Raw genomic sequence first — 24,266 nt, forward strand, 5'->3', positions numbered from 1 at the left:
GGTCAGACGAGGGCGACGGCCTCCTCCACGGAGAGGCCGGCGCCCTCGGCGTACGCGGCCTCGTACGCCTCGCCGCCGAGTACCTCGCGGACCCGCTCGGTGGCCCGGGCGTGCGCGTCCCGCTCCAGGCCCATGGAGACGTGGTCCGGCGGCAGCATCGCGTCGGCGGCGCCGACGCAGCGGGCGGCGTCCGCGGCCCGGCGCCCGTCGTCCACGCGGGCCAGCGCCATCGCGGCGATGGTCAGGTATCCGGAGCGCATGTGCGGGGCGACGGCCGCGGACAGCGGGTCCTCGGCCCGTTCCAGCGACTTGCGGACCTTGTCCAGGCACTCCTCGTGCCGGTCCTCCAGCGTGGCGATCCAGGCCTCCGCGGCGAGGATGAAGGCGTCGAAGACGATGAAGTGGGAGATGGCGAAGTCCTCGCGCAGCAGCCGCAGCTGCACCCGCGCCTCGGCGGTCCGGTCGGTCATGCCGAGCCAGCCGGCGAGGAAGAGCCGGGCGGCCGGCATGGCGCCGTTGTGCCCGGTCCCCTCGGTCCGGTCGATCACGGCGGTCAGGATGCGCTCGCCCTCCTCGCCGTCGCCCGCCTCCAGCAGCACGCTGCCGAGGCGGGCCTCCAGGACGTCCACCTGGGCGTGCGCGCCGAGCCGTTCGGCGTGCACCGCGGCAAGCCGGTAGTCGGCGGCGGCGAGTCGGTACTGGCCCTTGCGTTCACGGGCCTCGGCGCGGGCGGCGAGCGCCTCCGCGGTGCCCCAGGCGTCGCCGAGGCGGCGGTAGATCTCCATCGCCTCGTCGGCGTCGCGGGCCGCGTCGCCGGCCCACTCGGTGCGGTTGGCGCGGAAGTTGGCGCGCATCTGGAGACAGCCGGCCAGCGACCACTCGAACCCGGGTGTCGCACGGCAGGTGCGCACGGCGGCGTCCATGATCTCGCGCAGCCGCTCCATGTCGCCGGCGAGCATCACGGCGAAGAACCAGAGCAGGCCGGGAGGGGAACAGACCTGGGGCATGCCCGGTTCGTACGTCTCGGCGATGGCGCGGAGTTTCCGCTTGGCCTCCGGTTTCTGCCAGGCCTCCAGCTCGGTGTCCATGCAGGCGAGGTGGGCGAGGTGGACCCCGCGCCGGGCCTCGGCGAGCACTTCGCCGGTCATCGGGGGCGGGGCGGCCGTGCACCGCTCCCACACCGGCTCGGCGCGGCGCACCGGCTCGGCGAACGGGTCGGGGCCGAGGGCCATGACCTCGCTGAACCAGTTCCGGGCCTCCACCCGCAGGTCGCGCATCTGCCAGTACCAGACCAGCGACAGCGCCAGGCTGAGCGCCTCCTGTTCGTCGCGCTCGGCGACGGCGTGGCGCAGGGCGGTGCGCAGGTTCTCGTACTCGCGCTCCAGCCGCTCGATGGCGGGCAGCTGCTGCGGGCCGCGCAGCAACGGGTCGGTGGTGCGGGCGAGTTCGCGGTAGTACGTCAGGTGCGCCCGCTCGGCGGCGGCGCGGCCGTCGGCCTCGTCGAGGCGTTCCCCGGCGTACTCGGCGACGGTCTCCAGGAGCCGGTAGCGCATGCCGTCGCCGCCGGACGGCGCGGCGACGACCAGGGACTTGTCGACCAGGGAGCCGAGGGCCTCCAGCGCGGCGGGTCCGCACACGGCCTCGGCGGCGGCGAGGTCGCAGCCGCCCGCGAAGACGGACAGGCGCCCCAGGACGTCCCGTTCGTCCGCGTCCAGCAGGTCCCAGGACCAGTCGACGACCGCGCGGAGGGTCTGCTGGCGGGGCAGGACGGTGCGGCTGCCGGAGGTGAGCAGGCGGAAGCGGTCGTCGAGGCGGTCGGCGATCTGGCGCGGGGTGAGCATGCGGAGCCGGGCGGCGGCCAGTTCGATGGCCAGCGGCAGTCCGTCGAGGCGGCGGCAGATCTCGGCGCAGGCGGCCGCGGTCTCCTCGTCGGCGTCGGTGCGGAAGCCGGGACGGGCGGCGGCACCCCGGTCGGCGAGCAGCCGCAGCGCGGCGGGCTCGGGCAGCGGCTCCACCGGACGCAGTGACTCCCCCGGTACGCCGAGGGGTTCGCGGCTGGTGGCGAGGACGGTCAGGCCGGGGCAGTGGGCGAGCAGTTCCTCGGTGAGGCGGGCGGCGGCGTCGACGACGTGCTCGCAGTTGTCGAGGACGATCAGCATGCGGCGCCGGCCGCAGTGCTCGACGAGGCGCTCCACGGCGGTGGCCCGCCGGTCGGGGGCGGCCACGGCCCGCATCTCCTCGGCGCCGGCGCCGTACAGCACGGTCTCGCGGGCGCCGAGGGCGGTCAGCACCGCCTCCGGTACGGCGCCGGGGTCGTCGACGGGCGCCAGCTCGGCCAGCCACACGCCGTCCCGCGCCGTGTCCCCGACGCCTTCGGCGACCTCCTGCGAGAGCCGGGTCTTGCCCGCGCCTCCGGGGCCGAGGAGGGTGACGAGACGCGCGGTCGCCAGGTCGGCGCGCAGGGCCTCGACGTCGGCGTCCCGGCCGACGAAGGAGGTGAGCCGGGCTCGGAGGTTGCCCCGGGGGCGGGAGGCGGCGGCCGGAGCGGCTGGGGCGTCACGGCCCTCGGTCGCCGCGGAAGCAGCGGACTCGGCGGCCGTCGGGGGCGACGGGGGCGACGGGGGCGATGCGGGCATTGTGGGTGACGCAGGCATCGGGGGCGACGCGGGTGACGCAGGCGTCGGGGGCGACGCGGGCGTCGCTGGATTGAGCAGTTCCCCGTGCAGGGCCCGTAGTTCGGGTCCCGGGTCGGTGCCGAGCCGGTCCGCGAGCAGTCGGCGTACGGACTCGTAGGCGGCCAGCGCCTCGGCGGTGCGGCCGGTGTCGCGCAGGGCGCGCAGCCGCAGGGCCTGGAGGGGCTCGTCCAGGGGGTGGCCGTCGCACAGCGCGGTCAGCTCGGGCAGGGAGTGCTCGGCCTGGCCGAGGTCGAGGGCGGCGGTGTGGCGGGCGCGCAGGACGTCCAGGTGCCGCATCTCCCAGCGGGCCGCCTCGGCGGTGCGGTCGGGCAGGTCGGCGAGGGCGGGGCCGCGCCACAGGGTGAGGGCGTCGTCGAGCACGGCGGCCGCCTTGGCGGGGTCGCCGTCGGCCAGGGCGCGGCTGCCCTCGCCGGCCAGCCGGTCGAAGCGGTGCAGGTCGACGTCGTCGGGGGCGGCGGCCAGCCGGTAACCGCCGTCGGCCGAGGCGACGGCACCCGCGCCGAGCGTCCGGCGCAGCCGCCCGACCAGGGCTTGCAGGGCGCCCGGCGCGTCGGCGGGCGGGTCGCCGTCCCACACCTCCTGCACCAGCAGGCCCGCGGGCACGGTGCGGCCGGGCCTGAGCGCGAGGACGGTCAGCAGCGCGCGCAGCCGCGCCCCGCCGAGCGGGACGGCCGTGCCGTCGGGGCGGAGTACCTGTGTGGTGCCGAGGATGCGATAGCGCACGGGGTCCATTGTCCCCGCTGTCGTCGGAGCCGGTCACGGGGTTTTGACGGCGCGGCGCGCGGGCCGGGGCCGAAGCCCCTCACCGCGGCCCCGTCTTCCCCGGAGCCTCCCGCCGCCCGCGAGACGTTTTCCCGGTGCGCCCGGTACGGTCGGGCAGTCCCCCGCAGGTCCCGCCGCACACCCGAGAGTCCAGGGAGCCCCATGACCACCGCCACCGCCCGCCCCAGTGACCGGCGGATCAGTCCGGTGTTCCTCGGGATCGTCGCCGTCGCCGCGGTCACGGGCTGGGCCACCTGGACCGGGTTCGCCGAGCAGGTGGGCCTGGCCGTGTTCCTGTTCGTGACGGCCGCGTGGGTCGTGTCGCTGTGCCTGCACGAGTACGCGCACGCGCGCACCGCGCTGCACAGCGGCGACATCTCGGTCGGCGCGAAGGGCTATCTCACGCTGAATCCGGTGAAGTACACGCACGCGCTGCTGAGCATCGTGCTCCCGGTGCTGTTCGTGATCATGGGCGGGATCGGCCTGCCGGGCGGTGCCGTCTTCATCGAGCGCGGGCGGATCCGGGGACGCTGGCGGCACAGCCTGATCTCGGCCGCGGGCCCGCTGACGAACGTCCTGTTCGCCGTGGTGTGCACGGCCCCGTTCTGGCTGGACGCGCTGGACGGCGTGCCGCGCGACTTCCGGATCGCGCTGGCCTTCCTCGCGCTGCTCCAGGTCACGGCGGCGATCCTGAACTTCCTGCCGGTACCCGGCCTGGACGGCTACGGGGTGATCGAGCCGTGGCTGTCGTACAACGTGCGGCGGCAGGTGGAGCCGCTCGCGCCGTTCGGGCTGCTGATCGTGTTCGCGCTGCTGTGGATCCCGGCCGTCAACGGCGTGTTCTTCGACGCGATCGACGCGATCCTGCGCGGCCTCGGGATCAGCGAGCTGGACACGTACTGCGGCTTCGAGGTGTACCGCTTCTGGCAGACGGACCAGCTCTGCTCGGTCAGCCCGTGACCGACGTGGAGCGGCGGGCGTCCCTGCCACGCTTGACGTAGTACCAGCACATGTTGGACGACAGCCCCGACAGCAGCACCCACACGACGCCGATCAGCACGCTGCCCCGCACGAAGGAGACGACGGCGGCGGCCACGGCGAGCACGCAGACGACCAGGGCGTAGAGGGCGAGGCGGGGCATGGTGCGGACTCCTGTCGGGGGACACGGCGGGTGTCGCGGGTGTCGTGTCGCGGTCTGGCTGGCACCCACCAGTGTCCCCCATCGCCTCACACGTCGGTGACGCGGAGCCCGGCGTGTGCCTTGTAGCGGCGGTTGACGGAGATCAGGTTGGCGACCAGCGACTCGACCTGGTGGGCGCCTCGCAGCCGCCCGGCGAAGACGCCGCGCATGCCGGGGATGCGCCCGGCGAGGGCCTGGACGATCTCCACGTCGGCGCGCACCTCGCCCAGCACCATGACGTCGGTGTCGATCTCGTCGATCTCCGGGTCCTGGAGGAGGACCGCGGAGAGGTGGTGGAAGGCGGCGGTGACCCGGCTGTCCGGGAGCAGGGCGGCGGCCTGCTCGGCGGCGCTGCCCTCCTCGGGCTTGAGCGCGTAGGCGCCCTTCTTGTCGAAGCCGAGCGGGTTGACGCAGTCGACGACGAGCTTGCCGGACAGTTCCTCGCGCAGGGATTCGAGGGTCTTGCCGTGGCCGTCCCAGGGCACGGCGACGATCACGACGTCGCTGCGGCGGGCGGTCTCGGCGTTGTCGGCGCCCTCGACGCCGTGCCCGATCTCCTCGGCGGCGGCCTGGGCGCGCTCGGCGGCGCGCGAGCCGACGATCACCTTCTGGCCGGCCTTGGCGAGGCGGTACGCGAGGCCCTTGCCCTGGGGGCCGGTGCCGCCGAGCACGCCGACGACCAGCCCGGATACGTCGGGCAGGTCCCAGGGGTCCTTGGCGGGGGCCTTCTGTGCAGCACTGTCGGTAGAGGTCATGGGCCGACCCTACGTCCGTCCCGACCGCCGGACGGGTTCAGGTCCCGCCCCGTGCCGGTGCGTTCCCGGGACGTCCCCGGGCCGTCCCCGGGTCGGGCGAATCCGGGGCGATTCCCGGGCCGCGCGGGCCGGGTTGCGGCAGGATGCGGGCCCATGGACGCCGTACGGGTCGCGCTGCTGCGGGAAGTGCTCGCCGGGACCGAGTGGCTGGTCGCCACCCGGAGGTTCGCGGGGGCGCTGCGGGGCTCCGTGGTCCCGCACGGGGGCGGGCTGCTCCTCGTGGGCACCGCCGAGTACGAGCCCTGGCATCTGGCGGCGCACCTGGTGGACGAGGCCGCGTGGTCGGGGACGCCGGAGCTGGCCCCCACGCTCGTACGGCACGACGCGCGCCCTTCGGACCCGGCGCATCTCGCGGTGGGTCCAGGGCGGCTGGCGGCGGCCCGGCGCGGGGAGACGCTGCTCGTGGTGACACCCGACGACCCCGGCGCCCCGCTGCTGGAACGGGTGCACGACGCCCGCCGGGCCGGCGCGACGGTGCTGGCGCTGGGCACCGGCGAGCGTGAGCTGACGGCGATGGCGCACGAGACACTGACCGTGCCGGACGGCGCCGAGCTGGACCTGGACACGGTGCAGCACCTGGTCAGCGCGGCGGCCGGGGAGAACGCGGTGCCACCGCCCCGGGGCCGCCGCCGCTTCCGGGACCGCCTGTCCCGACTGGCCGACCACCTGACGGCCCCGCCGCCCTCCGGCTGGTAGTCCCCGCCCCGGATCCTGCCCCCGGATCCGCGCGCACGGCGGTCGCCGCCGCGGTGACCGTGGAGAGGTGTCCCGTCAGTCCTCTTCCGCGCGGCCCGCGGCGGAGGAGTCGTGCCACTTGGGGTCGTTCTCCCATTCGAGGTTGCGCTCGCGGGCGGTCCGCATCGCGTGCTCGGCCTCCGTGCGGGACGCGTACGGTCCGAAACGGTCCTTTCCCGGGCAGTCCGGGCCCTCCTCGACCTTCTGGTGCTCCAGGCAGTAGTACCACTCGCCCGGTTTTCCGACCGTGCGCTTCTTGAACAGGGCCATGACCGGCTCCTTTCGCCAGGGACATGCTCTCGTATGCCCGCTGGTTAGACTCGCTGACATGTCTGGCCAGTCGCTGCTCGTACCAGGGGAGCTGTCTCCCACCCGTTCCGTACCCGGAAACATCCGCCGGCCCGAATACGTAGGCAAACCCGCGCCGACGCCGTACACCGGACCGGAGGTGCAGACGCCCGAGACGATCGAGGCGATGCGCGTGGCCGGGCGGATCGCGGCGCGGGCCATGGAGGAGGCCGCGAAGCTCATCGCGCCCGGCGTGACGACGGACGAGCTGGACCGGGTGGCACACGAGTACATGTGCGACCACGGCGCCTACCCCTCGACGCTGGGCTACCGCGGTTTCCCCAAGTCCCTGTGCAGCTCGGTCAACGAGGTCATCTGCCACGGCATCCCCGACTCCACGGTGCTGCGCGACGGTGACATCGTCAACCTCGACGTGACGGCGTACATCGGCGGCGTGCACGGCGACAACAACGCGACCTACCTGGTCGGCGACGTGGACGAGGAGAGCCGGCTGCTGGTCGAGCGGACCCGCGAGTCCCTCGCCCGCGCGATCAAGGCGGTCAAGCCGGGCCGGCAGATCAACATCATCGGCCGGGTCATCGAGTCGTACGCGAAGCGGTTCGGGTACGGGGTGGTGCGGGACTTCACCGGTCACGGGATCAACTCGTCGTTCCACTCGGGGCTCATCGTCCCGCACTACGACAGCCCGCACGCCACCACCGTCATCCAGCCCGGGATGACCTTCACGATCGAGCCGATGCTGACGCTCGGGACGCACGAGTACGACATGTGGGACGACGGCTGGACGGTCGTGACGAAGGACCGCAGGCGGACGGCGCAGTTCGAGCACACGCTGGTGGTGACGGACTCGGGGGCCGAGATCCTGACCCTGCCGTAGCCGCGTCACTCTTCCTCCGGGCCCGCTCTCTTCGGAGGGCGGGCCCTTTCGCGTCCGGCTATGCTTTTACCGACAGTCCGTCGGCAAGACTATTGACTTAGGTAAGCCTAACCAAGAAGATCGGCCTTATGGACAGCTTCTCGACGCTCCTCCGCGCCGCCACTCACGAACAGCACGAAGTGGCGAACACGTCGTCGTTCATGAGCAACCTGCTGGGGGGCAGGCTGGGCATGGACGCCTTCACGCGCTACACCGAACAGCTGTGGTTCGTGTACGAAGCCCTGGAGTCCGGAGCTGGGCGGCTGTCGCGGGACCAGGTGGCGGGCCCCTTCGTCCGCCCGGAGCTGCTGCGGCTGGCGTCGCTGGAACAGGACCTGGCCCATCTGCGAGGCCCGGCGTGGCGGGCGTCCCTCACCGCGCTGCCGAGCACGCGGGCCTACGCGGACCGGGTTCGCGAATGCGCCGAGACCTGGCCGGCCGGGTACGTCGCCCATCACTACACCCGCTACCTCGGCGACCTCGCCGGTGGCCAGGTCGTCCGCGACAGGGCGGAGCGGACATGGGGCTTCGCCAAGAAGGGCGACGGGGTCCGCTTCTACGTCTTCGAGTCCATCACCAACCCGGCCGCCTTCAAGCGCGAGTACCGCGCACTGCTGGACGGCATCCGGGCCGACGACCTGGAGAAGCAGCGGGTCGTCGCCGAGTGCAAGCGTGCCTTCGACCTGAACACGGCGGTCTTCCAGGACCTCGCCGAGGAGTTCCCGCTGTCCGCGTGAGCGCCACGTCCCGGTCCCGGAGACGGGCCGGTCCCCCTCGGCCGCCTGGGCCGAGGGGGACCGGGAGCGAACGGCTCGACCGGCTCAGTTGTCGATGTCGTAGTCGTCGCTGCGGCAGTTGATGCCGCCGAAGTACACGTCGCTGCCGACGATGTCCGTGGAGACGTTGCCGAAGTACGGGCTGCAGGTGGCGTCCTCGTCACCGTGCAGCCGGCCGTCGAAGGCGGTGGCCGTCGCGGCGCCGCCGGCGGTCATGGCGGCGGTCAGCAGGACGGTGGCGAGGGCGGAGCGGATGCGCATGGATTTCCTCTCGCGTGAGGGAACGGTCAGGCGAGAGTTAACCCCTCGCGTCCGCCCGCACACGCTGTTCCACCCGTACGGCGGCGCCCGTCACCGCTCCAGACGCACCCGTCCGCCGATCTCGACCCATCCCTCGGGCTGCGGCGCCGTCAGGATCTGCGAGCCGGCCCCCTGGGTGATGTTGAGGGCCCGCCCCAGCCGCTCGGTCAGCAGCAGCGCCGCCGCGCCCGTCGCCTCGTCCTCGTCGATTCCGTCGTCGCGGCCCGGGAAGGCGCGGGCCCGGACACGCCCCGCCGGCTCGTCCTCCCAGGCCCAGGCGTAGACCCACTCCCCCGGCGGCGGCACCCGCAGGTCGTCGACCTCGGCGGCGGTGCCGTACTGGCGCAGGGTGCGCGGCGGGGCCCACTCGGGGCGGGCCTCGATCCAGCTGAACTCGCCGTCCAGCCGGGCGCCCACCACCCCGGCCGGGGTGACCAGCTCGGGCACGTCTAGCAGCCAGGCCGTGCCGACGCAGGGGTGGCCGGCGAACGGCAGGCGCAGGGTGGGCGTGTAGATGTCGACGACGCCGCGCTCGGGATCGTCGACGAAGACGGTCTCGCTGAAGCCGAGTTTCGCGGCGAGCTCCTGCCGACCGGCGGGATCCGGCAGCACGGAGCCGTCCCGGACGACGCCGAGCTCGTTGCCGTATCCGCCGTTCGGCGCACAGAAGACGCGCAGTACGTCGTAGTCAGTCACCGGGGCATTCAAGCATCGCTCGCCGGCGGCCAGGTCGGCGTGGGGGCCTCGTCGAAGGGCAGGGTGGCGAGTGGCTCCGCGTACGCCCGCGCCAGGGCGGCGCACCGGCGTTCGGTGTCCGGACCTGCCCCGCCACTCCGCGTCGTCCGCCAGGCGAGCCGGTCGGCGTCGCTGTCCTTCCCGTGCCCGGTCGAGGAGGTGGCCCGGATGGGCCGGGCAGGCCCGGGTCGCGATCCTGCGCGCGGGCAGGGTCGCGGCCGACGGACCGCCGGCGGAGGCCCTCTCCGGGAGGCTGCTGTCCGAGGTCTGCGACCAGCCGGTGGAGGTAGTGCCGCACCCGCGCACGGGGGCGCCGCTGGTCGTCCCGAGGCGCGAGCCGTGACGTGAGATCACGGTGTGGCCGCTGTACCCGGTCCCGGCGCTCGCGCGCCCAGGGCCTGTCCGGCGGATCATGCCGCAGACGCGGGGCCTGGCACGCCCATCTGCGGCGTTGTCGTCGGTTGCCGGGGCTCCGCCCTGTCGCCCTCCTCCGCCTTGCAGCTGGACGCACCAGCCCCCGCTCACCTGCGCTGATGAGGTGCCGTCGCTTTCCTGCGACCTGGTCCGCCGGACAGGCCCTCGCCCCGGTAGGGTTCGCCTCCGGGAAGGGGAAGGTGAAGGAACCTGATGAGCAGGGATCGCGGCCCTAGTTGGCCCCGCAGGCTTGACCGGAGCGCGCTGATAGCGGCCTCGGCGACCGCTTTGTCGTTGACGGCGAGCGGATGCGTGGTGGTGCACGGCGAGCGCGAGGTGCTCCCGTCGACCACCCGGGCCGAGGCCGCGAAGGCGCTCCAGCGGTTCACCTCCGCCTACAACGCGGCCGACAAGGCCTACGACCCCTCCCTGGACGCCGATCACACCACCGGCGCCCTCGCCGCCATCGACTCGGCGCGACTGGAGGCGGGCCGGGCCAACAACCCGGGCGGCAACCCTTCGCACACGCCGCTGGAGCTGACGGACGCGAAGTTCACGATCCCGAAGAAGGCGGGCTGGCCGCGCTGGTTCGTCGCGGACACCAGGGCCAACAAGGGCGGCGACGCCCGCTGGTTGCTGGTCTTCACCCGGGACGGCCTGGAGGAGACCTGGCAGGCGGCGTACCTGACGCTGGTCGCGCCCGACAAGGTGCCCGAGTTCAAGACCGACCGGGACGGCTGGGCCGAGGCCGTCCCCGCGAACTCCACCGATCTGGCCGTTGCGCCCGCCGACCTGAGCAAGGACTACACGACGTATCTGAAGGACGGCGGGAAGACCTTCGCGGACGGCGCCCACACCAGTTCCTGGCGGGAGTTGCGCGAGAAGCGGTCGACCCGTCCCGGCCTGGTCACGCAGTACATCGACGAGCCGCTGACCAACGGCGACTACGCGCCGCTGGCGCTGCGCACGGAGGACGGCGGGGCGCTGGTGTTCTTCACCACGCGGCACTTCGAGAAGCAGACCGCGGCGCAGGGCGCGTCGGTGCCGACGCCGAACAAGGACGTACTGGCGCTGACGGACGGCGAGATCAAGCAGTCGCTGACGATGGAGTTCGTCTCCAACGGGATCGCGCTCGACCCGGCGCGGGGCGCGGGGAACGGGCAGGTGTCGGTCCTGGGGCGGGTCCAGGGTCTGACGTCGGCGAAGGGCGAGTAGCGGCAGGTGGCGCCGCGCTCGCTCAGCGGCGCGAGGGCCAGGCCGTGCCCGCGTGGTCGCTCTCCTCGCCGACGTGCCGGGCACAGGCGTCGGTGAGGATCTCCAGCAGGTTCAGCGGGTCCGGCAGCGGGTGCTCCGGGCCGCGTACCCAGTGCACCGTCCGGTCCTCGCCGGGCAGGCGGGCGGGCGGTACGAGGACGTAGGAGCCGCGGCAGTGCCAGCGCAGGCCCGGATGCTCGTCCATCGTCTCGGGGTGGCAGTCCAGCTCGCAGGGCCACCACTCGTCCTCGTCCTCGGGGGTGCCGCGGGTGAGGGTGAACAGCATCATGCGGCCGTCGTCGCTCTCGGCGACCGGTCCGACCTCGATACCGGCGTCGAGCAGGCGCCGAAGCGCCTCGCGACCGGCCTGGAGGGGGACGTCGAGGACGTCGTGCACCATGCCGGTCGCGGTGATGAAGTTGGCCTCGGGCTGGTGGCGGGCCCAGCGCTCGATCTGCGCGCGGTCGGTGGTGGACTGCGTCTGCCAGGCGAACGACACCGGGTGCCGGGCGGGGGTGGGACAGCCGACGCGGTCGCACGAGCAGCGGTATCCGGCCGGGTGCGCGGCGGGTGCCAGGGGCAGTCCCGCACCGGCGGCGGCGAGCAGCAGGTCCTCCCGGCCACCGTCACCGGCGGCCTCCTTGGGGCGGCGTCCGCGCAGCCACTGGGAGAGTTTGCCCTGCAGGCCGCTCCGACCGCCGAACTCCGCGCTCATCTATCCCCTCGCCTCGCCGTCGTGCGCACCAGCATGCCCTATGGTCGCACCATTCGGCGCTTCGGGGTCGGGAAGGGACAAACTTCCCTGGTCAGGCTTCTTTGGTCATCGCGGAGCGAGCCCGTTGAGCGCGTAGTCGACGAGCGTGTCGGTGTAGGCGTGGGTGATGGGCCCGGTGTGCTGCAGCCAGCGCTGGGCGAGCGGGGAGACGAAGAGTTCCAGTCCGATGCGCGGGTCGATCTCCGGACGCACGTGGCCGGCATCCTGGGCGGCGCGCAGCCGGTCGGCGTGGAGCTGGAGCGACGGCTCCAGGAGCCTGGTGACGAACTCCCGGCCGAGCTGTTCGTTGACGACGCCCTCCGCGGCCAGGGCACGGTAGGGGGCCTCGAACTTCGGATCGCGCAGTTCATCGACGGTGGCGCGCAGCACGAACTTGAGGTCGGCGGCGAGGTCACCGGTGTCCGGGATGGCGTACGCCTCCTCGCCGGCGGCCTGCACGGCCCGCTCGCCCAGGTCGAGGAAGGCCTCCAGCAGGACGTCGGCCTTCGAGGCCCACCAGCGGTAGATCGTCTGCTTGCCGACACCGGCGCGGGCGGCGATGCCCTCGATGGTGGTCTTGGGGTAGCCGACCTCGGCGACGAGGGCGAGAGCGGCGTCGTAGATGGCCTGACGGGACCGTTGACTGCGACGGGTGGCGTCGGGGTGCGGCCTGTCGGGCGCGGGAGTGGGGGCGTGGGCTGGTTTCTGAGCGGCCATGTCTCGAATTTACCAGGTTGACAAGACGGTACGTCTCGCCGGACAGTGGACCTCAAGAAGTACGAGACGCAACGTCTCGTACCGCGAAAGGAGAACGCCATGACCCGAGGTGGAGCCGGAAACATGCTGGGCGTCGGCGGCACGCGCCGGAAGCTCGGCCGCAACGCCCTGCGCGGCAGCGACCGCAACGGCCGGATCGGCGGCGCGCTGGACCCGCAGAGCCAGAAACGGGAACTGCTGCGCAAGCTCCAGGAACGGCAGCGGCAACAGCAGGGAGGCGAGTCCGCGAGCGACGAGGCGTCGTGAGCGGGACGAACGACCCTCCGCGCGGCCGGTGAGCCGATCACCGGCCGCACTGCCCCGCGCTGCCGACATCCGCCCCCTCGGCCAACGGCCCTACTACGTAGCCGAATTGGCCTCCGACGGGGGCCAGGGGTCCCCCCAGTCCGCGTCGCGGGCGGCCTTGTACAGGTCGCCGTGGCGCTTGGTGACCGTCCGGCGGCGAAGCTGCTCGTCGGGCTCGCACAGGTCGAGCAGTACCTGGCCCTTGCGGATCTGCGGACGCCGGATCACCCGGGAGGGGGCGGGGTCGACCGGGAGCCGGGTGGCGGCGACATAGCTGAACTTCTCGTCCTCGTAGGCGAGGGAGCCGCCCTTGACCTGGCGGTGCAGGGAGGAACGGCTGACCCGCGCCGCGAAGTGGCACCAGTCCGTGCCGGGGACGATGGGGCAGGCGGCGCTGTGCGGGCAGGGGGCGGCGACCTGGAACCCGGCGGAGATCAGCCGGTCGCGGGCCTCGATGACCCGGGCGTACCCGTCCGGGGTGCCGGCCTCCACGATCACGACGGCCCGCGCGGCGGAGGCGGCGGCGTCGACGAGGGCGGCGCGGTCGGCGCCGGTCAGTTCGTTGAGCACGTAGGAAACGGTGACGAGATCAGCGCTCTCGACGGTGAGCGCCGCTCCGATCCGAGAACGCTGCCAACGTACGTCGCGCAGGGCCGGGTGGGCGGCGGCGATCTCCCGGCCGAGGGCCAGCGCGGGCTCGGCCCAGTCGAGCACGGTCACCGGACGAACGCCGCCCCATATGGCGCTGACGGCCCAGGTGGCCGCGCCGGTCCCGCCGCCGACGTCGACATGGCTCCCGGGCACCCACCCGGGCACGGCGTCCGCGAACGCCGCCAACGCCGACCGCACCGCCGCGAAGGTCGCCGGCATGCGGTACGCGGCATAGGCGACGACGTCCGCGCGGTCCCGCAGGATCGGGGCGTCGGTCGGGGTGGCCCCGCGATAGTTGGCGATCAGCCGCTCAACGGCCTGCGCGGCCTGCCGGGGCGGCAGCCCGTCGACCAGGTCGGCGAGGGCGGTGCGCAGGGTGTCGGCGGGGGTGGCGGGGTCGTTCACCCGGCGATTCTACGGTCCGGGCCGAGTGGCGCCGACGGTGCGCGCGTCACGCCGCCCGGCGCCGGCAGGGCGGGCGCGGGCTGCGGGTGCGCGGCCCGGCGCTACGGGGTGCCGCCGCGCCCACCCGTGCCGCCCCGGCGGCACGACTGCCCGCAGCTACGCGGGACGGAGAGCCGCGTACGGCGCGAAGGGACGTGTCAGGGGGTGTCCGCCCGCAGCGGTTGGCGCGTCAACGCCGGCACTTCCGCGGCCGACCGATTCCGCGCCGTTCCGAGGACGGACACCCCCCGACACGGCCCGACCCACAACAAAACAGAACGCGCTGCCCGCACCCCCACAAAACCCGCACAGGCCGCCGCAGGCACCGCACCCGCACCCGCACCCGCACCCGCACCCGCTCAAATCTCCCGCACCGCCCGCGCCACCCGCGTCCCCAGCGCCGCCCGGGGCCCGCTGTCCGAGGCGCGGCGGCGCGGATGGACCGTATTGGCGAGGAGGACCGCGAACGTGTCCGTCCCCCGGTCGAGGACCAGCATCGTGCCCGTGAACCCGGTGTGCCCGGCCGCTCCGTGCCCCGCCAGCTCGCCCATGAACCACGGCTGGTCCAGGGCGAACCCGAGCCCCGGCTCGGTCAGGAGCAGTTCCACGAAATCGGGACCGAGGATCCGCGCCGGCCCGTACGAGCCGCCCGCCAGCAGCGCACGGCAGAAGACCGCGAGGTCCCGCCCCGTGGAGAAGAGTCCCGCGTGACCGGCCACCCCGCCCAGCGCCCACGCGTTCTCGTCGTGGACGACGCCCCGCAGCATCCCCCGGTCCGCCTTGGCCCACGGCCTGCGCTGGTCCTCCGTCGCCGCCGCCCCCGGGCACGGCCCGAAGTGCGTCGCCGTCATGCCCAGCGGCCGGGTGATCCCGTCGTGGACGAGGACGTCGAGGCCGCGACCGGTGATGCGTTCCAGGACCTGCTGGAGGAGCAGCATGTTCAGGTCCGAGTAGCAGTACGTGCCGGGCACCCCCACCGGCGGCTCCGCCCGCAGCCGCCGCAGCCGTTCCTCGTCGTCGGCGCAGTCGTACAGCGGGAGTTCGGGCCGCAGCCCGGAGGTGTGGGTGAGCAGCTGCCGCACCGTGACGCCGTGCGCGGCGGCGGCCCGGAAGTCCGGCAGGTACGCCCCGACCTTGGCGTCGATGCCGAGCGTGCCCCGTTCGATCTGCTGTACGGCGGCGACCGCCGTGAACACCTTCGTGAGGGACGCCAGGTCGAAGGCTGTGCCGACGGTCATCGGCACCCGGGAGCGGGCGGGCAGTTCCACGCCCGTGTCGGTGCGCGGATCGTAGGACGCGTAGCGCACGGCCCAGCCCGCCGCCTCCTCGACGGCGAGCACCGGTCCGCGTCCGACGGCCACCACGGCGCCCGCCGCCCAGGGGCGCTCGCCGGTGGTGAGGTCGTGCACCTCCTCGACGAGACGGCGGAGCTGCCCGGGGTCGAGCCCGGCCCGCTCCGGGGTGTCGCTGCGCAGTCTCGGAGGGCTCAGCTGTCTTCTCCCTCGCCCGTCGTCCGTCCCGTGACAGGACGACACATCCCCACCAGGAAGGCGAGTGCCACCAGTGCCGCCGCCAACTGGACCACGGCCATCGGCAGGGCGGTGTCCTCCCCCGCGATCCCGACGAGCGGGGAGGCGATGGCGCCGATGAGGAACGAGGACGTGCCGAGCAGCGCGGACGCGGAGCCGGCGGACTTCTCGACCCGCATCAGGGCGAGCGCCTGGGTGTTGGGCATGCTGATGCCCATCGCGGACATCAGCACGAACAGCGCGGCGGCGACCGGCACGAGGCCGACCTCGCCGAAGACGCCCAGGGTCATCAGCAGCAGGGCGGTCGCGGCGGCGATGACGATGAGGAGCCCGAGTCCCAGCACCCGGTCCAGCCGGGCCCGGCCGACCAGGATCTTGCCGTTGATCTGCCCGACGACGATCAGGCCGATCGAGTTGAGGCCGAACAGCAGGCTGAACGTCTGCGGGGAGGCGCCGTAGATCTCCTGGATGACGAACGGGGACGCCGAGACGTAGGCGAACAGCGCGGCGAAGGTGAAGCCGCCCGCGAGCATGTACCCGGTGAAGGCGCGGTCGGCGAGCAGCCCGCGCATCGCGCGCAGGGTGTCGCCGACCCCGCCCGCGTGCCGCTCCTCCTCCGGGAGCGTCTCGGGCAGCTTGGCCCACACGACGACGCCCAGCACCACCCCGACCACGGTGAGCACGACGAACACTCCACGCCAGTCCGTCACCCGCAGGATCTGTCCGCCGATGAGCGGCGCGACGATCGGCGCCACTCCGGAGATCAGCATGAGGGTGGAGAAGAAGCGGGCCATGGCCACGCCGTCGTACAGGTCCCGGACGACGGCACGGGCGATGACGATCGCGGCGGCGCCCGCGAGTCCCTGCGCCAGCCGGAAGGCGACGAGGAGTTCGACGGTGGGCGCGAACGCGCACAGGACGGTCGCGACGACGTAGACGGCGAGACCGGTCAGAAGCGGGCGGCGGCGGCCCCACTTGTCGCTCATCGGTCCGACCACGAGCTGGCCGAGCGCCATGCCGGCCAGGCAGGCGGTGAGCGTGAGCTGGACCGTCGCGGCGGGCGCGTGGAGGGACCGGGTGACCTCCGGGAGCGCTGGGAGGTACATGTCCATCGCCAGCGGCGGCGTGGCGGTCAGGCCGCCGAGGATGAGTGTGACGAGCAGGCCGGTGCGTCGGGTGGCGCGCAGCGAGCGGGCGGCCGGTCCCGTTTCCGGTCCGGCCGCCTGCGCAGGCTTCGAGGTCTTCAGTGTGGGGTCCGGTGACGTGTGCGGTATGGACGGCCCGCGCTCGGGCATGTGCCCCTCCCTCTTCGACAGATCCGCCACCTATGCTCTCAGCTCGTACGGACTTGAACGAACAGACTCGAACAACCTGAGCGAGGGTGGGGCAGGGTGTCAGCGGTGACCGGGCAGAAGGTGCGCTGGGGGATTCTGGCGACCGGCGGGATGGCGGCGACGTTCACGGCGGATCTGGTCGATCTGCCGGACGCGGAGGTCGTGGCGGTGGCCTCGCGGACGGAGGCGTCGGCGAAGGCGTTCGCGGAGCGGTTCGGGATACCGCGGGCCTACGGCGACTGGGAGACGCTGGCGCGGGACGAGGACGTCGACGTGGTGTACGTCGCCACCCCGCACTCGGCGCACCGGACGGCCGCCGGCCTGTGTCTGGAGGCGGGGCGGAACGTGCTGTGCGAGAAGCCGTTCACGCTGAACGTGCGCGAGGCGGAGGAACTGGTCGCGCTCGCCCGGGACGGCGGCAGCTTCCTGATGGAAGCGATGTGGATGTACTGCAACCCGCTGGTGCGGCGGCTCAAGTCACTGGTCGACGACGGCGCGATCGGCGAGGTCCGCAGCGTCCAGGCGGACTTCGGGCTGGCTGGCCCCTTCCCGCCCGCGCACCGTCTCCGCGACCCCGCGCAGGGCGGCGGCGCGCTGCTCGACCTGGGTGTGTACCCGGTGTCGTTCGCCCAGCTGCTGCTCGGTGAGCCGTCGGACATCGCGGCGCGAGCGGTGCTCTCCGACGAGGGCGTCGATCTCCAGACGGGTGCACTGCTCTCCTACGAGAGCGGCGCTCTCGCTTCGGTGCACTGCTCCATCACCGGCGGTACGCCCAACTCCGCCTCGGTCACCGGTTCGAAGGGCCGCGTCGACGTCCCGTACGGCTTCTTCTTCCCGGACCACTTCGTGCTGCACCGGGACGGCCAGGACCCGCAGGAGTTCCGGGCCGACGCGGCCGACGGCCCCCGGGCCAGCCTCAAGCACGAGGCCCGGGAGGTGATGCGCGCTCTGCGTGCCGGTGAGACCGAGTCCCCGCTGGTCCCGCTCGACGGCACCCTGGCCGTGATGCGGACGCTCGACGCGATCCGGGACCGCGTCGGCGTCCGCTACCCCGGCGAGGAGCGTGCGGTCACGCCGGCTTGAGCCCCTGCTCCCCCACCTCCGTCACGAAGGACCCGGCGGTCGTCAGCGGCGCGCCCTGCGTGGTCACGTGGGGCACCGTCTTGAAGTCGGCGCGCGCCGACTTCCGGCCGAGTGACACGGTCGCGTAGCCGCGCCGCCCGTTGAAGAACTTCAGGTGCGGGTTGGCGGTCATGAGGGTGTCCCAGTTGGACGGCTTCTCCGCGCCGTCGCGCCCGCTGGTGACGGAGGTGGTGACGATCTCCGTGCCCACGGTCCGGGAGTCCGGGTCGGAGAAGTCGCGCTTGATGTCGAAGCCGTAGGAGACGTGCACGTCGCCGGTGAGGACCATGAGGTTCTCGACGCCGGCGGCCTGCGCGCCGGCCAGCACCCGCTCGCGGGAGGCCGGGTAGCCGTCCCAGGAGTCCATGGAGACCTTGGACGGCGTGGTGGTCATGTTGTACCGCTGCGAGAAGGTGACCTGCTGGGGCACCACGTTCCACAGGGCGTTCGACCGGTGCCAGCCGTTGATCAGCCAGCGTTCCTGGGCGTCGCCGGTCAGCGTGCGGCTCGGGTCCTCGGACTCGGGACCGGGGAACTGCCACCCGTCGCCGTAGGCCTGGTTGGAGCGGTACTGGCGGGTGTCGAGCACGTCGAACTGGGCCAGCCGGCCCCAGTGCAGGCGGCGGTAGAGCTTCAGGTCGGCGCCGTCGGGCAGCTGCGGGCGGCGCAGCGGCATGTTCTCCCAGTAGGCCCGGTAGGCGGCGGCCCGGCGGATGAGGAACTCCTCCGGCGGGACGCTGTTCTCCGGCGTCTCGTCGGCGTAGTTGTTCTCGGTCTCGTGGTCGTCCCAGGTGACGACGAACGGGTGGGCGGCGTGCGCGGCCCGCAGGTCGGGGTCCGACTTGTAGAGGGCGTACCGCAGGCGGTAGTCCTCCAGGGTCACCGTCTCGCGCTTGAACAGGGAGGGCAGGGTGCCGGCCGGGTAGGCGCGCTGGCCGGCGGCGTCGTCGACGGCGTACTCGTAGAGGTAGTCGCCGAGGTGGAAGACGACGTCGACGTCCTCCTGGGCCAGGTGCTTGTACGCGGTGTAGTAGCCCTCGTCGTACTTCTGGCAGGAGACCACGCCGAAGGTGAGGTCGGAGACCCGGCTGTGCCGCGGCGGCGCGGTGCGGGTGCGGCCGGCCGGGCTGACCCAGCGGCCGACGCGGAAGCGGTAGTAGTAGACGTGGCCGGGTGCGAGGTGGCCGACCTCGACGTGCACGGTGTGGTGGAACTCGGGGTGGGCGGTGGCCTTGCCCCGCCTGACGACGCGGCGGAACCGTTCGTCGAGGGCGAGTTCCCAGCCCACGTCGACGCGTTTGGCGGGCAGGCCGCTGTCGGCCTGGTACGGGGCGGGGGCCAGGCGAGTCCACAGCAGGACGGAGTCGGACTGCGGGTCGCCGGAGGCGACGCCGAGCGTGAAGGGGTCCTCGGTGAGCTGTGCCGCGTCGAGTTCGGCGGCGCTCGCGGTACCGGCGGCCGGCAGGTTCACGGAGAAGGCGAGCGCGGCGGCGGCGCCGGTGACGGTCAGGAAGCGGCGGCGGCCCAGGTGGCGGGCGGCGGCGCGGAGTTCGGGCGCGTGCGAGGGCTGGGCCTGGGACGGGGCCTGGGCCTGGTGGTTCGCGGGTGTCATCCGTTCCTCCCCATGCAGTGGTTGCATGGGGCATTCGAATGGCCGGGGACGTCCCTGGCTTGGCGCGGACATGGCGATCCCATGTCGGATGGATGAGTTCCGCATGATTCGCCACGCGTACGCTGCCGACTCATGAACACCGTGAGAACCGCCGACGAGGAAAACGTCGGCGCACAGAAAGTGGCCGTCGTCACGGGCGCGGGCTCCGGCATCGGCCGGGCGGTCGCCGTCGAACTGCTGGCGGCCGGCTGGTCGGTGGCCCTCGCCGGCCGGCGCGTCGAGACACTGGAGGAGACGGCCGCACAGGCCCCAGCGGGCGGCGCGGCCTCACACGCCCCCGGGGGCGGTGCGACGGCGCTCCCCGTCCGCGCCGACGTGTCACGCCCCGAGGACGTGGCGGCCCTGTTCGACGCCGTACGCGACCGCTTCGGGCGGCTGGACCTGCTGTTCAACAACGCCGGGACGTTCGGTCCGGGCGGTGTGCCGGTCGAGGACCTGCCCTACGAGGCCTGGCGGCACGTGGTGGACACCAACCTCAACGGCGCGTTCCTGTGCGCGCAGGCGGCGTACCGGCAGATGAAGGAGCAGAGCCCGCAGGGCGGCCGGATCATCAACAACGGCTCGATCTCGGCCCACACGCCGCGCCCGCACTCGGTGGCGTACACGGCGACCAAGCACGCGCTGACGGGCCTGACCAAGTCACTGTCGCTGGACGGCCGCCCCTACGGCATCGCGGTCGGCCAGATCGACATCGGCAACGCGGCGACCGACATGACGGCCGGCATGCAGACCGGCGCGCTCCAGGCCAACGGGGAGACGGCACCCGAGCCCGTGATGGACGTCGCCGACGTGGCGCGCACGGTGCGGCACATGGCGGAGCTGCCCTTGGAGGCGAACGTGCAGTTCGCGACGGTCATGGCGACGGCGATGCCGTACGTGGGACGCGGCTGAGCCCACCGCGTCGGGTGGTGGGTCCCGTGGGACCGCGGGGCCCCCACCGGTGGGCGGAACGGCTGCCGGTGGGGGTCGTGCCGCGCGGCCCCGGGACCGGGCTACGCCTGCCCGGTCTCGAACCGCGTGATCCGGCCCTCCTCGTTCACCGTGAAGTCCCACCGCGTACGCATCTCACCCCAGGTGTCGTTGCTGTAGCGGGCGAGGAGGGCGCGACCCCCGTTCGACTCGTTGTCGACCTCCATGTGCCCGTGGGAGGAGAAGATCTCCTGGTCGACCCACTGGGCGAGGTCCCGGTCGTTCCCGTCGTCGGCCATGGTGGCGTCCGGGGCGAGCAGCGAGAGGAAGGCCTCGCGGTCGTGGGCGTTGACGGCGGCGACGAAGGCGCGGACGGCCGGGTCGCTGAGTCGCGTGGTCTGAATCGTCATGGCGGCAGCGTCACACCGGCTCCGGGCCCTCGCCACCCGGGCCCGCCACCCGGCCCACCACCCGAACGGCGCCCGCGGCGGGCCCGCGCGGCGCGGGCGGGCGACGGTGGAGAGGTGAGCCGCCACCGCGTGCGAGGGAGTCGACGTGAACTGTTCTGACCGGCGTGATCTCGGGCTGCTGCTGCTCCGCCTGGGGACCGGCGGCGTCCTGGCCGCGCACGGCGCGCAGAAACTGCTCGGCTGGTTCGGCGGCGGCGGCATCGAGGGCACCGGCCAGGCCATGGAGGCCATGGGCTACACGCCGGGCCGGGCCAGCGCCACCGCGGCCGGCCTCGCGGAGGCGGGCGGCGGAACGCTGCTGGCGCTGGGCCTCGCCACCCCGGCCGCGGGCGCGGCGGCGGCCGGCGCGATGGTGGGCGCCGCGGCGGTGCACGCCCCGAACGGCTTCTTCGCCCAGGCCGGCGGTTACGAGTACGCGGTGTCCCTCGGCCTGACCGCCGCCGGCCTCGCGGTCACGGGCCCCGGCCGCCTCTCGCTGGACCACGCGCTGGGCCACGCGGTCAACCGGAACTGGATGGTCCCGGCCGCCCTGGCGGCGACGGCCGCGGCCACGGCGGTCGTCGTGGGAGCCCGGAACAGGCGGGTACGGAAGGCGACGGAGGGGGAGCAGGAACCACTGTTCGACTGACGTACCGGTCCTGACCGGCCCGGCCTCCGTGGCAGGCTGCCCCGCATGAGCGACGACCGCGGCGGCACGCCCCCCGACCTCTGGAACACCATCGACGACCTGTGGAAGTGGCTGGAGGCCGACCAAAGCGTCGGCGGCAGGGAGGGCCTCCTGCTACGCATGCTGAAGCTGTCCGAGGAGGTCGGCGAGGTGTCCGAGGCGGTGATCGGCGCGACCGGCCAGAACCCCCGCAAGGGCATCACCCACACGTGGGACGACGTCGAGGCCGAGCTGTGCGACGTCGTGATCACGGCGCTGGTGGTACTGCGGACGCTGACGCCTCAGGCGCGGGAGGTGTTCGCGCGGCACCTGGCACGGGTGGCGGGGCGGTCGCTGTCGTCGGAGACGTGACGGTACCGGGCCCGGGGACGCCCCGGGCCCGGACCTCCATGTGCCGGTCAGCCCGCGGTGCAGGAGACCCTGGGCCAGGTCCAGTTGCCGTTGGCCTGGATGGTGGCACCCCAGTTGTCGCCGCTGCCGTTGGACTTGGCGGTCAGCGTCTGCGCGCTGGGATAACTGGCGTTGACGTTCCAGGTGGACATGACCTTCGCCGGGGACGGCACGTTCATCGTCACGGTCCAGTCACTCGCCCCGCTCACCGAGACGTTGAGGTTGTACCGGTCCCCCCACCGCTGCCCGGCGGACAGCGTAGCGGTGCACACACCGCCACCACCGCCGCCGCCACCGCCGCCGCCACTCCCGTCGGGAGCGACGGCCCGTCCGGTCTGCGGCGAGATCATGCCGGCGCACAGCCCCTTGCTTGCCAGCGTCTGCGCGATGCGCGGTACGGCCGCGAGGGTGTTGGCCGACCAGTCGTGCATGAGGATGACCTGGCCGTCGCCCAGCCGGGAGGCGGCCTGCACGATCGCGTCGGTACTGGCGTTGTTCCAGTCCTGCGAGTCGACGTCCCAGATCACCTCGGTCAGCCCGTACTTGGCCGCGACCGACCGCAGGGTGGCGTTGGTCTCGCCGTACGGCGGCCGGAACAGCTTGGGCGTACCGCCACCCGCGCCCGCGATGGCCTGCTGGGTCCGGGAGATCTCGGAGTCCATCTGCGCCTGGCTGAGCTGGGTCATGTGCGGGTGCGTGTAGCTGTGGTTGGCGACCCACATGCCGGCGTCGACCTGGGCCCGGACCAGGGACGGGTTCTGGGCCGCGTACTGGCCCTGGTTGAACATGGTGGCCCGCAGCCCGTTCTGCTTGAGCGCGTTGAGCAGGGCCTGGGTGTTGCCGGAGGGGCCGTCGTCGAAGGTGAGCCCGACGTAGCCGTTGCAGGCGGCGGCCCGTGCCGGAGCGGCGTCGGCGACGACGGTTCCCGCGGCGGCGAGCGTGGCGACGGCCACCCCGGTGACCAGGGAACTTAACGAGGGACGGGTTCTGCTACGCATACAGGTGGGTCCTCCTCACTCCTCGGGTCCGGGGTCAGCCGGCGCTGCAGGAGACCGTGGGCCAGGTCCAGTTGCCGTTGGCCTGGATGGTGGCCCCCCAGTTGTTGCCGCTGCCGTTGGACTTGGCGGTCAGCGTCTGCGCGCTGGGATAACTGGCGTTGACGTTCCAGGTGGACATGACCTTCGCCGGGGCCGGCACGTTCATCGTCACGGTCCAGTCACTCGCCCCGCTCACCGAGACGTTGAGGTTGTACCGGTCACCCCACCGCTGCCCGGCGGACACCGTCGCGGCGCAACCACCACCGCCGCCGCCCCCACCACCGCCGCCGCCGCCCGTACCGCCGACGGTGATGTTGGAGCTGCCGCTGCTCTGGTAGCCCTCGGTGGCCATGATCATGTAGTAGCTGAAGTTGCCCAGCGGCATCCCGGCCCGCGCCCACGCGTCGAAGTGGTTGCCGGTGGTGATGGTGCCACCCGTCCGCTTGGACTGCCGCACGCTCCAGTACTGGTCGAAGGTGCGGGTGCCTTCCACGGAGGGCGCGTTGTAGCGGGTCGTCCTGTAGATGTCGTAGGTACCGCCGTCGCTGGTCACGGTGCCCTTGTACTCGCCGGTGGGCCGGTAGGTGCCCCAGTTGTCGACGATGTAGTACTCGACGAGCGGGTTCGACGTCCACCCGTAGAGGGTCAGGTACGCGTTGCCGGACGGGTTGAAGGTGCCCGAGTACTGCACGGTCCGGCGTCCGCCGTTGCTCCAGCCCTTGCCCGCGACGAAGTTGCCGGTGTTGCGCCACGAGGTGCTGTACTGGCCGCCGGACCCCATGTCCATGGAGACGGTGCCCTGGCTGTCGGTCCAGAACGAGTAGTAGTAGCCGTTGTTGGTGCCCTCCTGGTTGGTCGTGACGACCGTGCCGGCGTGGGCGGTGCCCGGCAGCAGCATCGCGGCGAGGGCGGCCAGCGCGAAGGCCCACGCACTTCTGACGAACAGCGTGACGGAGCCGCTTCTGCGACGCCCGGGTCGGACGAGCACGTTCATGACGGGTGCTTCCTCTCCGTGGGGGTCCCGTGGGGGTGTGACAACGGCGCCAGTGTTGGCCCGCACCCGTCGGCCGTCAACAGTTTCGGTAAATCTTTCGAAACCTTCGACCTGCCACATCGCTTAAGACCCGACAGCAAGAGCAGCTCAACCCAGCTTCACACCAAGAAAAACCCACCCAGCCACAAGGCCCGCAATGCCATGATCAGAAATCGCAGCCAGCCTCACCGAATGTTTCGACGGGCCGAGGTCCTCTGGACAACGGCGGGCGGGACCACAGATCCTCGGGGAGGCAGGACACCAGACAGCCGCACACCGCTTCCCACACCGGAAGGTGCG

The 24,266-nt window shown here is 72.8% G+C and carries 25 protein-coding genes and 1 pseudogene; 11 read left to right on the plus strand and 15 right to left on the minus strand.

Features of this window, described 5'->3' with window-relative positions:
• Positions 1–2 precede the first annotated feature (2 nt).
• A complete protein-coding gene (locus ACFW48_RS00300; RefSeq protein ID WP_386308916.1) occupies positions 3–3,428 on the minus strand; it encodes a BTAD domain-containing putative transcriptional regulator in 3,426 nt (1,141 codons plus the stop codon).
• 192 nt (positions 3,429–3,620) lie between these two features.
• Between ACFW48_RS00300 and ACFW48_RS00305 the strand changes: the two genes are divergently transcribed.
• Positions 3,621–4,418, plus strand: coding sequence for a site-2 protease family protein (locus ACFW48_RS00305; RefSeq protein ID WP_386308919.1), 798 nt, complete (start codon positions 3,621–3,623; stop codon positions 4,416–4,418).
• Here ACFW48_RS00305 and ACFW48_RS00310 read toward each other — a convergent pair.
• Entirely contained in the window at positions 4,408–4,599 is a 192-nt protein-coding gene (locus tag ACFW48_RS00310) for a hypothetical protein (protein WP_121746686.1), read from the minus strand. The genes ACFW48_RS00305 and ACFW48_RS00310 overlap by 11 nt on opposite strands.
• 86 nt (positions 4,600–4,685) lie before the next feature.
• The gene (npdG, locus tag ACFW48_RS00315) at positions 4,686–5,393 is read right to left on the minus strand and encodes an NADPH-dependent F420 reductase (RefSeq protein WP_386308922.1); all 708 of its coding nucleotides are present in this window, start codon (positions 5,391–5,393) and stop codon (positions 4,686–4,688) included.
• Between the two features lie 153 nt (positions 5,394–5,546).
• Between npdG and ACFW48_RS00320 the strand changes: the two genes are divergently transcribed.
• Positions 5,547–6,149: a hypothetical protein gene (locus tag ACFW48_RS00320; RefSeq protein WP_386308925.1), complete on the plus strand. Its 603-nt coding sequence runs from the start codon at positions 5,547–5,549 to the stop codon at positions 6,147–6,149.
• Between the two features lie 75 nt (positions 6,150–6,224).
• On the opposite strand, the gene ACFW48_RS00325 is transcribed toward ACFW48_RS00320, so the two are convergent.
• On the minus strand, positions 6,225–6,458 hold the full coding sequence (locus tag ACFW48_RS00325; RefSeq protein WP_386308928.1) for a hypothetical protein: 234 nt from the start codon (positions 6,456–6,458) through the stop codon (positions 6,225–6,227).
• 58 nt (positions 6,459–6,516) lie between these two features.
• On the opposite strand from ACFW48_RS00325, the gene map reads away from it, so the two are divergent.
• The gene (map, locus tag ACFW48_RS00330) at positions 6,517–7,374 is read left to right on the plus strand and encodes a type I methionyl aminopeptidase (RefSeq protein ID WP_386308931.1); all 858 of its coding nucleotides are present in this window, start codon (positions 6,517–6,519) and stop codon (positions 7,372–7,374) included.
• A gap of 128 nt (positions 7,375–7,502) precedes the next feature.
• Entirely contained in the window at positions 7,503–8,150 is a 648-nt protein-coding gene (locus tag ACFW48_RS00335) for a heme oxygenase (biliverdin-producing) (RefSeq protein ID WP_386308933.1), read from the plus strand.
• 84 nt (positions 8,151–8,234) lie between these two features.
• Here ACFW48_RS00335 and ACFW48_RS00340 read toward each other — a convergent pair whose 3' ends face one another.
• Complete coding sequence (locus tag ACFW48_RS00340) at positions 8,235–8,450, minus strand: hypothetical protein (RefSeq protein WP_386308935.1); 216 nt, start codon at positions 8,448–8,450, stop codon at positions 8,235–8,237.
• Between the two features lie 90 nt (positions 8,451–8,540).
• Positions 8,541–9,185: a PhzF family phenazine biosynthesis protein gene (locus tag ACFW48_RS00345; protein ID WP_386308937.1), complete on the minus strand. Its 645-nt coding sequence runs from the start codon at positions 9,183–9,185 to the stop codon at positions 8,541–8,543.
• 223 nt (positions 9,186–9,408) lie between these two features.
• On the opposite strand from ACFW48_RS00345, the pseudogene ACFW48_RS00350 reads away from it, so the two are divergent.
• Together ACFW48_RS00350 and ACFW48_RS00355 are read left to right on the plus strand one after the other, a co-directional pair.
• Positions 9,409–9,567: pseudogene (locus ACFW48_RS00350) on the plus strand (hemin ABC transporter ATP-binding protein); the annotation flags it as partial.
• Positions 9,568–9,851: 284 nt separating this feature from the next.
• Entirely contained in the window at positions 9,852–10,853 is a 1,002-nt protein-coding gene (locus ACFW48_RS00355; protein ID WP_386308940.1) for a hypothetical protein, read from the plus strand.
• Positions 10,854–10,875: 22 nt separating this feature from the next.
• Here the strand turns inward: ACFW48_RS00355 and ACFW48_RS00360 are convergent, their stop codons facing one another.
• Both ACFW48_RS00360 and ACFW48_RS00365 read right to left on the minus strand, forming a co-directional pair.
• Positions 10,876–11,607 (minus strand): bifunctional DNA primase/polymerase, encoded by a 732-nt coding sequence (locus ACFW48_RS00360; protein ID WP_386308943.1) that lies wholly within the window; start codon positions 11,605–11,607, stop codon positions 10,876–10,878.
• Positions 11,608–11,712: 105 nt separating this feature from the next.
• Positions 11,713–12,363, minus strand: a complete 651-nt coding sequence (locus ACFW48_RS00365) for a TetR/AcrR family transcriptional regulator (protein ID WP_386308946.1) — start codon at positions 12,361–12,363, stop codon at positions 11,713–11,715.
• A 99-nt stretch (positions 12,364–12,462) separates the two neighbouring features.
• On the opposite strand from ACFW48_RS00365, the gene ACFW48_RS00370 reads away from it, so the two are divergent.
• The gene (locus tag ACFW48_RS00370) at positions 12,463–12,669 is read left to right on the plus strand and encodes a DUF6243 family protein (protein ID WP_386308948.1); all 207 of its coding nucleotides are present in this window, start codon (positions 12,463–12,465) and stop codon (positions 12,667–12,669) included.
• Positions 12,670–12,762: 93 nt separating this feature from the next.
• Here ACFW48_RS00370 and ACFW48_RS00375 read toward each other — a convergent pair whose 3' ends face one another.
• The 3 genes from ACFW48_RS00375 to ACFW48_RS00385 form a co-directional block, all read right to left on the minus strand.
• Positions 12,763–13,764 carry a small ribosomal subunit Rsm22 family protein gene (locus ACFW48_RS00375; protein ID WP_386308951.1) on the minus strand — a complete coding sequence of 334 codons (1,002 nt, stop codon included), beginning with the start codon at positions 13,762–13,764 and terminating at the stop codon, positions 12,763–12,765.
• Positions 13,765–14,162: 398 nt separating this feature from the next.
• The gene (locus ACFW48_RS00380) at positions 14,163–15,338 is read right to left on the minus strand and encodes a serine hydrolase domain-containing protein (RefSeq protein WP_386308954.1); all 1,176 of its coding nucleotides are present in this window, start codon (positions 15,336–15,338) and stop codon (positions 14,163–14,165) included.
• Positions 15,290–16,627 (minus strand): multidrug effflux MFS transporter, encoded by a 1,338-nt coding sequence (locus ACFW48_RS00385; RefSeq protein ID WP_386308956.1) that lies wholly within the window; start codon positions 16,625–16,627, stop codon positions 15,290–15,292. The genes ACFW48_RS00380 and ACFW48_RS00385 overlap by 49 nt, the downstream gene beginning before the upstream one ends.
• A gap of 105 nt (positions 16,628–16,732) precedes the next feature.
• On the opposite strand from ACFW48_RS00385, the gene ACFW48_RS00390 reads away from it, so the two are divergent.
• Positions 16,733–17,749: a Gfo/Idh/MocA family protein gene (locus ACFW48_RS00390; protein ID WP_386308958.1), complete on the plus strand. Its 1,017-nt coding sequence runs from the start codon at positions 16,733–16,735 to the stop codon at positions 17,747–17,749.
• Here the strand turns inward: ACFW48_RS00390 and ACFW48_RS00395 are convergent.
• On the minus strand, positions 17,736–19,400 hold the full coding sequence (locus tag ACFW48_RS00395; protein ID WP_386308960.1) for an alkaline phosphatase D family protein: 1,665 nt from the start codon (positions 19,398–19,400) through the stop codon (positions 17,736–17,738). The genes ACFW48_RS00390 and ACFW48_RS00395 overlap by 14 nt on opposite strands.
• Positions 19,401–19,532: 132 nt before the next feature.
• Here ACFW48_RS00395 and ACFW48_RS00400 point away from each other — a divergent pair, with 132 nt between their 5' ends.
• Positions 19,533–20,351, plus strand: a complete 819-nt coding sequence (locus ACFW48_RS00400) for an SDR family oxidoreductase (RefSeq protein WP_386308962.1) — start codon at positions 19,533–19,535, stop codon at positions 20,349–20,351.
• Positions 20,352–20,452: 101 nt separating this feature from the next.
• Here ACFW48_RS00400 and ACFW48_RS00405 read toward each other — a convergent pair whose 3' ends face one another.
• Entirely contained in the window at positions 20,453–20,779 is a 327-nt protein-coding gene (locus tag ACFW48_RS00405; protein WP_386308963.1) for a nuclear transport factor 2 family protein, read from the minus strand.
• 145 nt (positions 20,780–20,924) lie between these two features.
• Here ACFW48_RS00405 and ACFW48_RS00410 point away from each other — a divergent pair, with 145 nt between their 5' ends.
• Together ACFW48_RS00410 and ACFW48_RS00415 are read left to right on the plus strand one after the other, a co-directional pair.
• Positions 20,925–21,467: a DoxX family protein gene (locus ACFW48_RS00410; RefSeq protein ID WP_386308965.1), complete on the plus strand. Its 543-nt coding sequence runs from the start codon at positions 20,925–20,927 to the stop codon at positions 21,465–21,467.
• A gap of 45 nt (positions 21,468–21,512) precedes the next feature.
• The gene (locus ACFW48_RS00415; RefSeq protein WP_386308967.1) at positions 21,513–21,857 is read left to right on the plus strand and encodes a MazG-like family protein; all 345 of its coding nucleotides are present in this window, start codon (positions 21,513–21,515) and stop codon (positions 21,855–21,857) included.
• Between the two features lie 47 nt (positions 21,858–21,904).
• On the opposite strand, the gene ACFW48_RS00420 is transcribed toward ACFW48_RS00415, so the two are convergent.
• Complete coding sequence (locus ACFW48_RS00420) at positions 21,905–22,894, minus strand: polysaccharide deacetylase family protein (protein ID WP_386308969.1); 990 nt, start codon at positions 22,892–22,894, stop codon at positions 21,905–21,907.
• Positions 22,895–22,928: 34 nt separating this feature from the next.
• Positions 22,929–23,927: a glycoside hydrolase family 11 protein gene (locus ACFW48_RS00425; protein ID WP_386308971.1), complete on the minus strand. Its 999-nt coding sequence runs from the start codon at positions 23,925–23,927 to the stop codon at positions 22,929–22,931.
• Positions 23,928–24,266 lie beyond the last annotated feature (339 nt).

Origin of the sequence: Streptomyces sp. NPDC058812, from assembly GCF_042744565.1 — a bacterium.
Taxonomy (GTDB): Bacteria; Actinomycetota; Actinomycetes; order Streptomycetales; family Streptomycetaceae; genus Streptomyces; species Streptomyces thinghirensis.